Consider the following 15,383-nt stretch of genomic DNA (forward strand, 5'->3'; position numbering starts at 1 on the left):
TAGGTAAATGATGGATAAATTAGCGGTTTTGTGATTAAATTTTGTGGATTTGACTTTAAGGAATTAAAGGTATTTGGGATCAAAAAATCATTAACTATCAAAAAATCTATCATATAACGATAAAAATCTATTTTATTTTTGATGATCAGGTTTAACTTTGATCTTGCATCTTTGAGATATTTATAAAATTTAGATGGTGTAATGTTACATTATAATTGGGTGCTATAACCGTTAAGAGATACCAATGGGCAAATTTTTTTTCAAAGCTTACAGTTTTTTTCTGTTTTTTATTTTCATTTTTTTGCAAGCAGTTTTTGCCCAACAAAAGCAGCAAAAAGCAAAAAAACCGGTAGATCTGGTTTACCCGCAATTAGATACCGAGCATTCGCGTTGGTTTTTCTTTTCATCGGCCTCTCGCCCCTTTGGGATGGTAAACCTAAGTCCCGATACTCAACTTAATGGTGCTTGGGATAGCGGTTATCGTTACCAAACAGATACCATCAAGGGTTTTAGCCATGTGCATGGTTGGCAAATTTCGGCTTTATCGGTAATGCCGGTAACTATTACCAATCAAAATAAGCAAAATGTTTTTACCGATTTTTACTCCAAATTTAAACATAGCAATGAAAAAGTCTCTCCGGGCTATCATTTGGTTAAATTAGAAAGGTATGGGATAACTGCCGAACTCACCAGCACAAAAAGAGTTGGTTTTCATAGATACACTTTCCCAAAAGCAGTTACGCCAGCAATACTTTTTAACCTAAATACCCTTTTGGGGCCTTGCAATAACGTGGATGGAAAAATGGAACAAACAGGCGCAAAAACACTTTCGGGTGAAATAACAATGTCGCCAACCATGCGCCGGCCAAAAGTTTTTAAGGTGTTTTTCCAGATAGTACTTAATGCGAATATCGACTCCTTAAATAGAGATGAAAAAACTGGGAATTACTTGGTATTTACAGATAAAAAAAAGGCAACCGTTTTAATGAAAGCAGGTATTTCCTACACCTCATTGGCTAATGCAAAAAGCAATATCAATTCTGAACTTCCCAAATGGGATTTTAATGCGATAGTGGAAGATGCAAAAAAAGAGTGGAATGGGATGTTGGCTAGGATAAAAATAAAAGGTGGTACAGAAATTCAACAACGAAGATTTTATACCGATCTATGGCATGCTTTACAAGGCCGTAGAACTATTAGTGATGCTAATGGAGCCTATCCTGATAACACGGGACAAAACTTTCGCATTGGGCAATTGCCACTGGATAAAAACGGAAAACCAAAATTTGAGCAGTATAATTCTGATGCTTTTTGGGGATCGCAGTGGACTATCCAAACACTTTGGGGCTTGGTTTACCCAGAGGTAATGGCGAGTTTTTCTAATTCGCTTTTACAATATGCAAAAGATGGAGGATTTGTTCCTCGTGGCCCATCGGGCGGTAATTATACTTACGTAATGACCGGCGCTGGCACAACCCCTTTTTTAGTGAGCGCAGTGCAAAAAGGCTTAATTACAGAGAATCTGCAAGAGGTTTATCAAACCTTGAAAAGAAACCACATAGCCGGCGGTATGATGGAAAAAGCTGGTTATGAGCACAAGACCGCTAAGGGCGGCGGCTTAGCATATTATATCAAAAAAGGTTACGTCCCTTATCCCAATCCCGACGGAAATTTTGCTTCGCACCAAGATGGGGCAAGTTTAACTTTAGAATATGCCTATCAGGATTGGACATTGGCGCAACTGGCAAAAAAACTGAACTTAACAGAAGATTATAATTACTTTATCAAACGTTCATCTAACTGGAGAAATGTTTTTGATGAAAGCATAGGATGGATGCGCCCGAAGGATGTAAACGGGAATTGGTTAAAAAAGTATGATCCCTACCAGTTTGGGAAAGGCTTTATAGAAGCAAATGGTGCACAAAACACTTGGTATGTCCCTCAAGATATGGCAGGTTTGGCGCAAATGATGGGAGGTAAAGAAAAAGCGGTAGATAAACTAAATGCGCAGTTTGAGTTGGCCCAAAAACTCGGATTTACGGCGGGCACTTCCCATGCAGAAGAAACTCACCCAGAGTATAAGCGCATCCCTATCAATTATGGCAATCAGCCTTCCATACAAACAGCATTTATATTTAATCAGTTGGGTAGGCCAGATCTTACACAATATTGGTCTAGGCGTGTTGTTGATAAAGTTTTTAGTGGTTTATCCCCAGATACGGGCTACAATGGCGATGAAGACCAAGGCTTAATGGGGAGTTTAGCTGTTTTGATGAAAATTGGGCTTTTCCAGATGAACGGAGGAACAGAGCAAAACCCCGAGTATGAATTTGGTAGCCCTATTTTTGACCAAGTTGATATCAGCCTGCAGAACAATAAACACCTGATAATTAATGCAGATGGGACCTCTGCAGAGCGGTGTTATATTAAATCTGTGCAAGAAAATGGAACAGATACCGAGCGGCGTTATATCAACCATTTAGAGATTTTAAAGGGAGCCACTTTAAATTTCAAGATGAGCAATCAACCTTAAAAAGAACTAGGTAGTTATTGATTTTTTAAAGAAAAACAACAGAGAATGAAAAATATAAAAATATTAACCTTATTGATCGTTTTTGCGGCTTTTTATCAGACTGATTTATTGGCGCAATCAATTACAGATAAAGATGAAAATATTTTAAAAACACTTAATTACCAAGATAGTATCATCTATAAAAAAGTAAATGGAGAAGAATTAAAGATGATCATTTTTATGCCCAAAAATAAAAAATACAAAAAAACGCCATTTATGGTATTTACACATGGTGGTGGCTGGGCTTATGGAGACCGATATGTGATTTTGAAAGATCTGTTTTTTAAACCTTTACAATTTTTATTAGATAGCGGGATAGCTTGTGCATCTATTGAATACAGGTTAAATAGAGGAGGCAACAAGGTGGTAGATGCCGTTACCGATTGTAAGGATGCCGTAAAGTTTCTGGTAAAAAATGCGGATAAATTTGATCTGGATGTAAGCAAAATAGGGGTATGGGGCGGTTCTGCAGGAGGGCATTTAAGCCTGATGACGGGTTTGGCATATGACAGATACTTTAAGGGAGAAACCCAACTGGCAAAAATCCACCCTACTTTTAAATGTATTGTTTCCTATTTCCCCCAAACTACATTTACCGATACCGATGTTTTACATGCTACCAATTACCTTAACGCTAAAAAATTAGAGGAGATGATGGGAAGTGACCAAACAACAGCAAAACTTTTAAGCCCGGTTAATTATATAAAAAAGGGAAATCCCCCAATCTTATTGATCCACGGTACAAATGATACCACCCTCTCTTATCTAAATTCTACCTATTTCTTGTCGAAAGCTAAAGAAGCAGGAAGTGATGTTACTTTGCTTACCGTAAAAAATGCAGGGCATGGGTTAAATGGTAGGGATATATCCCCATCAATTGATGAGGTTAGCAAACAGGTTTCTGATTTTATGGCTTACCATCTATTAAACCGATGAAAATCAAAAAAATAAATTTATTTAACCGCTTTTCTTTGGTCTCTATATTCAGATGGTGAAAAACCCATGGTTTTTGTAAAAAGTCTCGAAAAATAATATTGGTCATCTATGCCTACCTTTAAGGCAATTTCTTTAATTCTTGAATCGGTAAACTGAAGGTATTGACAGGCCATTTGTATTTTTAAATGGTTTAAATATTCAATAGGCGGAAAACCTGTTTTCTTTTTAAAGATAGCGCAATAATGGCTAGCAGAAGTATTAATGTGCTTAGAAAGTTTCTCTAAGGTAATGGATTGGTCAATGTTTTCCTGCATATAACGGATGGTTTTTTCAATTAAATCTTCATCATTTCCCTCAAGGTTAGAAACAAACCTATCAGAAAATAAAAAAGTAGCCAAAAACTGTGGTAAAATAAGGTTAACATAGCTAATGTTTTCATAGCTATAACCGTTTTCTAAATTTTGGTATAGCTTATTAAAAAGCTCTAATCTTATATCGGTAAAAGAAACACTTGCTTTTAAAGAACCATACTTTAAACGTATCTGCTCAATAATTTCGTCGCTTTGCTCACCCTTAAAATGACACCAATAAATAGTCCAAGGGTTTTTCAAATCTGTTTCGTAAGCATGTGCTTTACCGCTTGGTATCACAAAAAAATCTCCCGGGTAAATTGTATGTTTTTTTTTATCGATGCTTACATAACCACTGCCTTCAACACAGTAGATCAGTATATTCTGTTCAGCTCCATGAGGTCTTTCACGATAATGAAACCTAGCTCTCGGATAATATCCAACATCAGTTATAAAAGCTTTGTTTATCAAAGAATTATTTACACAAAATTTGTTGATGACGGATTTAGGTAGCACAATTGCTTTTTGTCCGTCAAAACCATCTTTCTTAAACTTTTCTTTTTCAGATTTCATAAACAATAGTAGAAAAATCTATTTATAAAATCAATTATTTTCATTTGTTTGCGTTTTATAGGCTTTTGATTATTCTTTCTGGTTTTTATTAAGATTTTCACATCGTAATTTTGTCTATCATAATAATTAATGTGTCCATTGATAAATGCTAGAGTTATCAATAAAATTGCATTATCTTGAATCATGCAATCCAGCTTCTTTGTTGGATGCGATCTGAATTATAAACTTTAGTTAAAATATTTTTATGACACAAAGCAACGTAGTGTTTAACAATCGGTATATCTTGTTTATATCGTTTATCTCTGCAATGGGCGGCTATCTTTTTGGTTTTGACTTTGCGGTAATAGCAGGGGCCTTGCCTTTTTTGAGAGAACAGTTTGCCTTTAATGAATATTGGGAAGGTTTCGCAACAGCCTCCTTAGCATTGGGTTGTGTTGCCGGTTGTCTTTTTGCCGGTTCTTTTTCTGATAAATACGGTAGAAGACCCGGTTTAATGGTGGCGGCATTCATATTCTTTATTTCTTCTTTAGGGATGGCATTTTCTCACAACAGAGACTTGTTCATTTTCGGTAGGTTTATAGCAGGTATTGGCGTAGGTATGGCCTCTATGCTATCTCCATTATATATTGCTGAAATTGCGCCTCCCGGCACAAGGGGCCGTATGGTTGCCGTTAATCAACTGACTATTGTTACAGGTATATTAGTTACCAACTTGGTAAATTACTATTTAAGAAACAGTGGGCCCGATGCTTGGCGTTGGATGGTAGGGCTTGGTGCTGTGCCATCAGGCATATTTTTATTGGGTGTAGCTTTTCTGCCCGAAAGCCCTAGATGGCTATTGAAAGAAGGTAGAGATGATAAAGCAAGCGGAGTGCTATCCAAAATAGGCAATCAAACCTTTGTAGATGAGACCGTTAATAATATCAAATCTTCATTAAAAGGGGTAACCGTTAAGTTCAGTTATTCTGCGGTTTTCAAAAAAGCAGTTTTACCCGCTGTAATAGTAGGGATAGGTTTAGCCGTATTTCAGCAATTCTGTGGCATAAACGTAGTATTTAATTTTACCACCACTATTTTTGAAAGCGTGGGCTTTAGTACAGATGATCAGTTAAAGCAAACTGTTTTTATTGGGATAGTGAATTTATTATTTACCGTTTTAGCCATGTGGCAGGTAGATAAAATGGGACGTAAGCCTTTAATGATATTTGGCTGTTTGGCCTTAGCAACACTTTATATCGTTAGCGGGTATCTGCTTCAGACAAAATCGCCATTGGCCGCTTGGCCTTTGTTGGCGGCAATTGGCGTTTATGCCATGACAATAGGCCCTGTTACTTGGGTGCTTATATCAGAGATATTCCCAAATCATATTAGAGGGGCTGCAACATCGGTCGCTGTGATTTCTTTGTGGTTGGCCTATGCCCTGCTAGTTTTCACATTCCCAATTATAGCCAGCAAACTAGGTGCTTATACCCCATTTTATATCTATGCAGGTATTTGTGTTTTAGGGTTCCTGTTTGTTAAAATCAAGGTAAAAGAAACCAAAGGGCAAACATTAGAAGAGTTAGAAAGCAATTTTATTGCACATTAATCATCAATTTTTATATTTTATTATGAGTGTTAAAGCGTGGTCAGAGAAAATCCTAATTCCAACTTATGAGGTTGGTAAACCGGATAAAAACCCAATGTTTTTTGAGAAACGTGTTTATCAGGGAAGTAGTGGCGTGGTTTATCCAAACCCTGTGATTGAAAAAATTCACGATGAAAAAGTAGATAAAACATATAATGGTGTTTTTCTAGAAAATGACTATTTGAAAATCATGATTTTGCCCGAGTTGGGTGGGAGAGTGCAAATGGCTTATGATAAAATCAAACAAAGACATTTTGTTTATTACAACCAAGTGGTAAAACCTGCTTTGGTAGGTTTATGCGGCCCTTGGATTTCTGGCGGCATAGAATTCAACTGGCCACAGCACCATAGGCCAAGTACATTTGAACCTGTGGAATACGCCATCGAAGAGAACGAAGACGGTAGTAAAACCATTTGGGTAAACGAGGTAGAAAAAATGTTCCACACCAAAGGTATGGCGGGTTTTACCTTGCATCCCGATAAAGCATTTTTAGAAATAAAAGCCAAGTTGAGCAATTTAACCAGCACACCACAAACTTTTTTATGGTGGGCAAACCCGGCGGTTAAGGTTCATGATGATTACCAGTCTGTTTTCCCTCCTGATGTTAATGCCGTTTTTGATCACGGAAAAAGAGATGTTTCAAGCTTTCCAATTGCCACAGGTACTTATTATAAAGTAGATTATTCCCCGGGTACAGATATTTCTAACTATAAAAATATTCCGGTGCCAACATCATACATGGCGGTAAACTCAAAATACAATTTTTTGGGCGGTTATGAACATGATATCGAAGCCGGTATGTTGCATGTGGCCGATCATCATGTTTCGCCAGGTAAAAAACAATGGACTTGGGGCAACGGAGATTTCGGCGTGGCTTGGGACAGAAACTTAACCGATGAAGATGGACCATATATTGAATTGATGGCTGGTGTTTTTACCGATAATCAGCCCGATTTTACATGGTTAAAACCTTTTGAGGAAAAAACTTTTACGCAGTATTTTTTCCCTTACCGCGAATTGGGCGTGGTAAAAAATGCGTCGAAAGATGTGCTATTAAGCTTGGATGCCAAGGAGAATAACATAGTTTTAAAGGTATTTGTAACCTCAAAACAAGAGGTAAAAATCAACTTGATGAAAAATGAGGAGTTATGCCTGAGCAAAAGCTTAACATTATCTCCAGAAAATATTTTTGTTGAGGAAATAGCATTTGATGAGGTGGTAAATCTAAAAGATTTTAAGGTTTTTATCTTAAATAAAGAGGCAAAGCAGCTATTAAAATACGACCCTACCGATGATGAAAACCCAGAGCCTCTGCCCGAAGCTGCAAAACCAGCTTTGCAACCAGAGGAGATAAAAAGTGAGGAAGAACTGTTTTTAACAGGTCAGCATTTAGAGCAATATCGCCATGCAACTTATCGCCCAATGCCTTATTATTTGGAGGCTTTAAAAAGAAATCCAAACGATATCAGGAACAACAATGCCATTGGTTTGTGGTATTTCAAAAAAGGCTTATTTGCAGAAAGCGTTCCTTATTTCAAAAAAGCAATCGAGACAATTACCAATCGTAACCCAAATCCTTACCATTGCGAACCTTATTATAATTTAGGTTTAGCACAGTTGTTCCTCAATAAAATTGATGATGCTTATGATGCTTTTTTTAAAGCCACGTGGGACAACGCCTATCAGGATGCAGCTTATTATTACATTGCGCAAATTGATTTTGTAAGAGGCCACCATCAGGAATGTTTGGAGCATATCAATTGGGCAATTGATAGAAACGCCCGTAACGGTAAAGCTTATGTGGTAAAAGCTTCGGCTTTAAATAAACTAGGTTTAAAAGAAAAAGCTTTAGAAATGCTAAACCAAGCTTTGCAGCGAGATATGTTTAACCTTAGTGCAAGGTATGAGCAGTATTTGCTATTGAACCTTAATGGTAATAAAGAAAAAGCTGCCGAGGCTAAAGCAGAACTTTTGAAACTAAGTGGTGAAACAGCGCACAACGCCATAGAATATGCTATTGATTACATTGGTTTAGGCGAATATCAAAAAGCCATATACTTTATGCAGTTGCTAGCCGCTAAAAACCTAAACGAGCCTTTAATCAATTATTATATCGGCTATGCTTATTTGCATCTTGATAAGCACACAGAGGCAATTCAACACCTGGAAAAGGCAGCAAAAGCAGATAGTGCTTATTGTTTTCCCAACCGTTTGCAGGATATTTTGGTATTGAACGCTGCGATAGCAAACAATGCAAAGGATGGCAAGGCTTTATATTATCTTGGTAATTTATATTACGATAAGCAACAATATGATTTGGCCATTTCTTTATGGGAAAGAGCTGCAAAATTAGATGATACATTCGCAACGGTTCACCGTAATTTAGGTTTGGCTTATTACAATAAAAGGCAAGATGAAAACAAGGCTTTAACGCATTATGAAAAGGCTTTTGCATTAAACACCAAAGATGCAAGGGTTTTAATGGAGTTGGATTCTCTTTATAAAAAGCTAAACAGAGCACCAGAAGAGCGGTTGGCATTTTTCACGGAACATAAAACGGTTGTAGCACAAAGAGATGATCTATACCTCGAAATACTGAGCATCCATAATATTTTGGGCGATTTTGAAAAAGCGTATGATTTATTGATGTCGCGTAAATTCCATCCGTGGGAAGGCGGCGAAGGAAAAGTATCCGAACAATATATTTTCTCTCTGGTAGAAATGGCCAAGCAACATATTTTTAATAATAGGCATGCCAAGGCAATAACACTTTTAGAAAAAGCACAAGTTTATCCAGAGAATTTGGGCGAAGGGAAACTTCCGGGCGCACAAGAAAACGATATTTTTTATTGGTTGGGATGTGCATACGATGGTTTGGGCGAAAACGATAAAGCCAAAAAATATTGGGAAAAAGCTACAATTGGTTTAGACGAACCCGGCATTGCCCTGTTTTATAACGACCAGCAACCCGATAAAATTTTCTACCAGGGATGTGCCTGGGCTAAATTAAACCAGCAAGCTAAAGCCGATACCATATTTAAAAAATTGATCAAATACGGCGAGCAAAACATGAACAACAAAGTAAGCTTGGATTATTTTGCGGTTTCTTTACCCGATCTGTTGATTTTTGAGACAGATTTAAACGTAAGCAACAAAATCCATTGTTTATACATTGCGGGTCTGGGTTACTTTGGTACTGGCGAGAGCAAAAAAGCCAAAGAGCTTTTTGCACAGATTTTAGCCATTGATGCAATGAATTTTGGGGCAAACGCCCATGTTAATCTGCTGGGTAATTTAGCCTTAAAAGAAACCAAACTGGTATCTTAAACTTACCAATACCTACATACCATCCGGCTTATGGATGGTATGTAGCTTTATATCGTTAAATATTTAAACCTACTTGTTTTGAAAAGAACATTCTCGTTTATAATCCTGTTGGGCGCATTAATCTTGAGTAAAAATGCTTCTTGCCTAGAACTAGCCTCAAGTAACCTTAATTTTTTGGTTGATAGCAATAAGAAAGCGATCATTAAAATCAACCTTGATGATGAAAAGCAAACCATAGAAAATTTTGGTGCTTCTGATTGCTGGACAACCAAGTTTATTGGCAATTGGGCTGATGCGAAAAAGAAAAATTTAATAGCCGATTATTTGTTTAGCACCGATACCTTATCCAATGGGCAGCCAAAAGGCATCGGCTTAAGTTTGTGGCGTTTCAATATCGGTTCTGGAAGTTTTGAGCAAGGCAAGGCAAGTGGGATTGGCGATGAATACCGTAGGGAAGAATGTTTTTTGGATGCCATCGGGAATTACGATTGGACAAAACAAAAAGGGCAACAATGGTTTTTAGATGCCGCCAAAAAACGTGGTTTAAATAATTTTTTGGCATTCTCCATATCTCCACCGGTTCAGTTTACCATTGATGGCAAAGCGCATGGTATTAACGCTAACCTTAACCTAAAAAAAGGGAAAGAAAACGCTTACGCTGATTTTATGGTAAATGTGGTTAAGCATTTTAATGAAGTAGGTTACCACATGCCTTATTTAAGCCCTTTTAATGAACCACAGTGGAACTGGGGCGAGAAAAAAACCACACAAGAAGGTACAGCGGCCACTAATAAAGAAATTGCAGATTTCATAAAGATTTTGGGGCCTAAACTTAATAATACTAACGTGAAAATAGCCTTGGGCGAGGCTGCCCAATGGAATTTCTTGAGCAATAGCTATGATAACGGAAGAGGTAACCAGATCAAGGCTTTCTTTAGCCCCCAATCTAAGAACTATATTGGGGATGTGCCTAATTTGGATAACCTGATTTCGGCCCATAGTTATTTTACCACCTGCCCTGATACCGCATTGATAAAATATCGTGAAGATGTAATGGCTGCCAAAGAGAAGTTTGCACCAAATTTAAGATTATGGCAAACTGAATTTGGCATTTTAGGAAATATTTGCGGTGTGTACAACGGTGGTCCACGCAATACCAGTATAGATTATGGCTTGTATGTAGCAAAGGTTATCCATCACGATTTATCCATAACCAACGTTTCTGCATGGCAATGGTGGTTAGCGGTAAGCCCTTACAATTATAGCGATGCACTGATTTATATCAATGATCTAAATGGCGGTAATGATCTAGGTGCAACTAAAAAAGATGGAATTGTATCTGATTCTAAACAACTGTGGTGTTTGGGCAATTACGCTCGTTTTGTAAGACCGGGTATGGTTAGAGTAAACGCATCCTTATCTTCTATCAATAGTTTAGAAGAAGCCGCAAACACACAAATGATAACCGCATATAAGGATAAAACGAGTAAACAGCTTGTTATTGTGATCATTAATATGGATAACAGTACGAAGAGGTTTGCTATGGATCAATCAGATTTAACTCTAGCCGGCAATAAAGTACTTGCTTACACTACTGATAAAACGAAAAATTTGAGCAAATCAGTGATGGATAAAAGTGATATCGCTATCCCGGGCAGATCAGTGGTTACTCTTATAGCAAAATATAAATAATTAATAAAAACTTAAATACCATAATGATGAATAGAATAAATATCAAACAAATAATTACCTCTTTATTTTTATTGGGAATAATATTTTCTGTTAAGGCACAAAATAAAGTCAAACAAAATAAAACGGTAGAAAAGCCCAATGTTATTTTTATTTTGGTAGATGATATGGGATGGAAAGATTTAGGTGTTTATGGTAGCACCTTTTATGAATCTCCCAATATTGATAAATTGGCATCGCAGGGCGTTCGGTTTACAGATGCTTACGCTAGCAGCCCTGTTTGTTCCCCGTCTAGATCTAGCATCATGACTGGCCAATACCCTGTAAATACAGGTATAACAGATTGGATACCAGGCTCAAACAGGTTTAGAAAATCACAGCCCTATCTAAAGTTAATCGAGCAATCTATTGTAAATAACTTACCTAAATCTAATATTAGTTTGGGGCAGGCCTTCAAAAATAACGGTTATGCAACTTGCTATTCGGGTAAGTGGCACTTGGGAGAATCAGAAGAATACTATCCAGAGGCAGAAGGTTTCGATTATAACTACGGGGGCTGGGCAGCTGGCAATCCTAGGGCAGCAGGAATGAAAGGATATTTTAGTCCATATAATAACCCAAAACTTAAAGATGGCCCTGTGGGTGAGTTTTTAACAGATCGTTTAACAACTGAAACAATCAATTTTATAAAAAAGCAGGCAAAATCTGGGAAGCCTTTTTTTGCAGATTTGTCTTTTTATGCAGTACATGAACCCATTGAAGCTAAACAAGAATACATCAAAAAGTTTACAGATAAGGCCCATAACCTTGGGTTAGATACGCTTCAACAATTTGTAAAAGATGCAGATTGGATGCAACAGAACCCTAGTTTTAAAGAAAGGATAATACAGGCAGATCCTGTTTATGCAGGCTTAATCTATACCGTAGATGAGAATGTAGGCCGTATTATGACCACACTTAAGGAATTAGGTATCGATAAAAATACCATTATAGTATTTACTTCTGATAATGGTGGTTTATCTACCGCAGAAAGATCTCCTACCACTAATTATCCGTTGCGCTATGGTAAAGGCTGGAATTATGAAGGAGGGGTTAGAATACCTTTGATCATTAAATGGCCTGGTTTTGCAAAGCCTGGCACTATTAGTAATTTCCCGGTAGTAAATACTGATTTTTACCCAACTCTTTTAGAGATGTCGGGCCTTCCACAACTTCCAGAACAAACTAAAGATGGTGTGAGCATAGTACCCTTACTAAAAGGTGATAAATCTATTGATCAACCAATACTATTTTGGCACTATCCTCATTACGGCGATCAAGGAGGTTCTCCCGCTTCATCTATACGTATGGGCGATTGGAAATTAGTGCAATTTTATTATGATAACCATACAGAGCTATACAACCTAAGAATAGATTTAGAAGAACGTAGAGATTTGTCTAGAGCATTTCCAGAAAAGACCGCCGACCTATTACAACGTTTAAATGATTGGAAAAAATCTACAAACGCTAAAACACCTTTAATAAACCCGTATTACAATCCGGATTATAAACTATTGAAAAATTAATATAAATAAACTGATGAAGAAAATTTTTCTAAGCATCTCCCTATCTATTCTTTTTTTAGGAGTATTTGCCCAAAGCACACCCATTTCGCTTAAAGGAAAATGGCAGGTAAGAATTGATTCGCTAAACGTTGGCACCAAAGAGAACTGGCAAAATAATTTGTTTTCTGGGCAGGCTATCTCTTTGCCTGGCACATTAGACGATGCTAAAATTGGCGAAACGCCAACCTTAGATACAAGCGTTTTAAATAAAGAAATCATGACGATGCTTACCCGTAAACATCGTTATGTAGGCGTAGCTTGGTACCAAAGAGAAATTAACCTTTCAAATAATATCAGTAATGGCGAGATATTTTTAGAGCGTGTGATATGGAAAACCGATTGCTGGATTGATGGTAAATACCTAGGCAATCAGTCAAGTCTAATTGCTCCGCATAAATTTAACACAGGCTCATTAAAAGCTGGTAAACACACTATCGTATTAAAAATAGATAATAGCAAACAGTTTGATATTAGCTTAAGAAACATGGCCCATGCCTATACAGACGGCACCCAGATTATCTGGAATGGTGTAATTGGCAGCATGAGATTAACTGCCGAAAACGATGCAGTGATTAAAGATTTGCAGGTTTACCCTGATTTGGCTACTCAAAGCGTCAACGCTAAATTGGCCATAGAGAACAAAACCCGTAGAAAAAAGAACTTGCTCATTAAAATTTGGGCAGGCAACAAAGAAATTGCCAGTAAAACGGTTTCTTTAGCAGCAAACAGCAGTGAAAGTAATACAAAGATCCAATTAAAAAATATTAAACCTTGGAGCGAATTTAACCCTCAGCTTTACAAAATAACTGCTCAAATTTTAGATAAAAAAGATAAGGTTATCGCAGAAAAACAGAGCCAATTCGGTTTCAGGGATTTAGGCAATACAGATGCTCATTTATCCTTAAACGGGAAACGTATTTTTTTACGCGGTACTTTAGATTGTGATATTTATCCTTTAGAGGGGCATCCGCCAATGGAAAAAACAGGATGGTTAAAAGTTTTTAATACCGCTAAAAGTTATGGTTTAAACCATATCCGTTACCATTCTTGGTGCCCGCCAGAAGCGGCTTTTGAGGTTGCAGATTCAATGGGTTTTTATTTGCAGGTAGAGTTGCCGCTTTGGGAACTAAACGTTGGAAAAGACAAACCTACCCTAGCTTTTCTGAAAACTGAAGCCCAAAAGATACTCAGCAACTACGGCAACCACCCTTCTTTTTGCTTTTTTAGCATGGGTAATGAGTTGCAAGGTGATTTTGATTGGTTAAATACTTTGGTTGCCGAATTGAAAAAACAGGATAACCGAAGGTTTTATACCGCAACAACCTTCACTTTTGAGAAAGGGCATGGCCGCTGGCCAGAACCAAACGACGATTATTTTGTTACCCAGTACACCAAAAAAGGCTGGGTGCGTGGACAAGGGGTTTTTAATGCAGAAAAGCCAAACTTTATAACAGATTACAGTAAATCTGTAGAAGGTATCCCGGTGCCTTTGGTAACGCATGAGGTTGGCCAATATTCTGTTTTCCCCAACCTAAAAGAAATTGATAAATATACAGGCGTTTTAGAGCCCCTAAATTTTAAAGCTGTAAAATACGATATGCAGAAAAAGGATTTGCTGCAATTGGCCGATTCATTTACGCTAGCCAGTGGTAAGTTTGCGATAAACCTGTATAAAGAGGAGATAGAAAGGGCTTTAAAAACCAATAATATCAGTGGTTTCCAATTGTTAGATCTGCATGATTTTCCGGGCCAGGGAACGGCCTTGGTAGGTTTGTTGGATGCTTTTTGGGAAAGCAAAGGTTTAATAAAACCAGAGAACTTTAGAGAGTTCTGCTCGCCAGTAGTGCCTTTATTGCGATTTAAAAAGGCTTCTTACCTAAACAATGAAAACTTTAAAGCCACAATCCAGGTATCTAATTTTAGTGGCCAAAAGCTTGATGCCGCTGTAAATTATGAAATAACTACAAAAAGCGGCTTAATCGTTTTCTCTGGCTCTTTACCTAAAAAAGAAATAGATCTTGGTTCAAGTAATTTAGGAGAGATCAATCTTGATTTAAGTAAAATATATAAACCAGAGGCCTTAAATATTAAAGTTAGCATTCCTCATACGGTTTATCAAAACCATTGGACTATCTGGGTCTATCCTTCAAAACAAGAAACCAGTAAGAATAATGTATTATTTACTACGTCTAAAGAGGCAGCGTTTAAGGCTTTATCAGAGGGTAAAACCGTGGTCTTTAATCCAGATACCTCACAAATAATTGGCGTAGATGGTAGGTTTACCTCTGTTTTTTGGAGCCCGGTACATTTTCCAGACCAACCCGGTACCATGGGGCTTTTGTTAAATCCGCAGCATCCGGCATTAGCCGCTTTCCCCACAGAATTTTATTCTAACTGGCAATGGTGGGATTTGGTAACCAGTTCAAAAACCATGATAATCGATAGTTTGCCCGAAATTTCGCATCCGGTAGTGAGGGTAATCGATAATTTTTTTAAGAACAGGAAAATGGCAGATGTGATCGAGGCAAAGGTGGGGAACGGTAAATTGATATTATGCTCAATGGATATCAGCCATGATTTAGATAATCGTATAGAAGCAAGGCAATTAAAATATAGTTTAATGGCTTATGCAGATAGCGAAAAATTTAATCCAAAGGTTACCATTACTCAAGAACAATTGTCAAAACTGTTGAAGTAAAATATT

At 37.4% G+C, this 15,383-nt stretch carries 8 protein-coding genes; 7 read left to right on the forward strand and 1 reads right to left on the reverse strand.

Annotated features, from left to right (window positions below):
• Nucleotides 1-244: 244 nt before the first annotated feature.
• Both I5M32_RS11695 and I5M32_RS11700 read left to right on the forward strand, forming a co-directional pair.
• A complete protein-coding gene (locus I5M32_RS11695; RefSeq protein ID WP_200586522.1) occupies nt 245-2,533 on the forward strand; it encodes a GH92 family glycosyl hydrolase in 2,289 nt (762 codons plus the stop codon).
• Nucleotides 2,534-2,578: 45 nt separating this feature from the next.
• Nucleotides 2,579-3,508, forward strand: a complete 930-nt coding sequence (locus I5M32_RS11700; protein ID WP_200586524.1) for an alpha/beta hydrolase — start codon at nt 2,579-2,581, stop codon at nt 3,506-3,508.
• A 17-nt stretch (nt 3,509-3,525) separates the two neighbouring features.
• On the opposite strand, the gene I5M32_RS11705 is transcribed toward I5M32_RS11700, so the two are convergent.
• Nucleotides 3,526-4,431 carry an AraC family transcriptional regulator gene (locus tag I5M32_RS11705; RefSeq protein WP_200586526.1) on the reverse strand — a complete coding sequence of 302 codons (906 nt, stop codon included), beginning with the start codon at nt 4,429-4,431 and terminating at the stop codon, nt 3,526-3,528.
• Nucleotides 4,432-4,675: 244 nt separating this feature from the next.
• On the opposite strand from I5M32_RS11705, the gene I5M32_RS11710 reads away from it, so the two are divergent.
• From I5M32_RS11710 to I5M32_RS11730, 5 genes are all read left to right on the forward strand, one after another.
• Nucleotides 4,676-6,019, forward strand: coding sequence for a sugar porter family MFS transporter (locus tag I5M32_RS11710; RefSeq protein WP_200586528.1), 1,344 nt, complete (start codon nt 4,676-4,678; stop codon nt 6,017-6,019).
• 22 nt (nt 6,020-6,041) lie between these two features.
• Nucleotides 6,042-9,386 carry a DUF5107 domain-containing protein gene (locus I5M32_RS11715; RefSeq protein ID WP_200586530.1) on the forward strand — a complete coding sequence of 1,115 codons (3,345 nt, stop codon included), beginning with the start codon at nt 6,042-6,044 and terminating at the stop codon, nt 9,384-9,386.
• Between the two features lie 78 nt (nt 9,387-9,464).
• Nucleotides 9,465-11,078: a glycoside hydrolase gene (locus I5M32_RS11720; RefSeq protein ID WP_234461942.1), complete on the forward strand. Its 1,614-nt coding sequence runs from the start codon at nt 9,465-9,467 to the stop codon at nt 11,076-11,078.
• 23 nt (nt 11,079-11,101) lie between these two features.
• Nucleotides 11,102-12,640, forward strand: coding sequence for a sulfatase (locus I5M32_RS11725; RefSeq protein WP_200586532.1), 1,539 nt, complete (start codon nt 11,102-11,104; stop codon nt 12,638-12,640).
• A gap of 13 nt (nt 12,641-12,653) precedes the next feature.
• Nucleotides 12,654-15,377 (forward strand): sugar-binding domain-containing protein, encoded by a 2,724-nt coding sequence (locus I5M32_RS11730; RefSeq protein WP_234461943.1) that lies wholly within the window; start codon nt 12,654-12,656, stop codon nt 15,375-15,377.
• The last annotated feature ends 6 nt before the right edge of the window (nt 15,378-15,383 follow it).

The sequence above is a fragment of the Pedobacter segetis genome (assembly GCF_016623585.1).
GTDB lineage: Bacteria > Bacteroidota > Bacteroidia > Sphingobacteriales > Sphingobacteriaceae > Pseudopedobacter > Pseudopedobacter segetis.

Coding starts and splice junctions, on each gene's coding strand:
- I5M32_RS11695 (WP_200586522.1), top strand. CDS start 245: ATGGGCAAATTTTTTTTCAAAGCTTACAGTTTTTTTCTGTTTTTTATT.
- I5M32_RS11700 (WP_200586524.1), top strand. CDS start 2,579: ATGAAAAATATAAAAATATTAACCTTATTGATCGTTTTTGCGGCTTTT.
- I5M32_RS11705 (WP_200586526.1), bottom strand. CDS start 4,431: ATGAAATCTGAAAAAGAAAAGTTTAAGAAAGATGGTTTTGACGGACAA.
- I5M32_RS11710 (WP_200586528.1), top strand. CDS start 4,676: ATGACACAAAGCAACGTAGTGTTTAACAATCGGTATATCTTGTTTATA.
- I5M32_RS11715 (WP_200586530.1), top strand. CDS start 6,042: ATGAGTGTTAAAGCGTGGTCAGAGAAAATCCTAATTCCAACTTATGAG.
- I5M32_RS11725 (WP_200586532.1), top strand. CDS start 11,102: ATGATGAATAGAATAAATATCAAACAAATAATTACCTCTTTATTTTTA.
- I5M32_RS11730 (WP_234461943.1), top strand. CDS start 12,654: ATGAAGAAAATTTTTCTAAGCATCTCCCTATCTATTCTTTTTTTAGGA.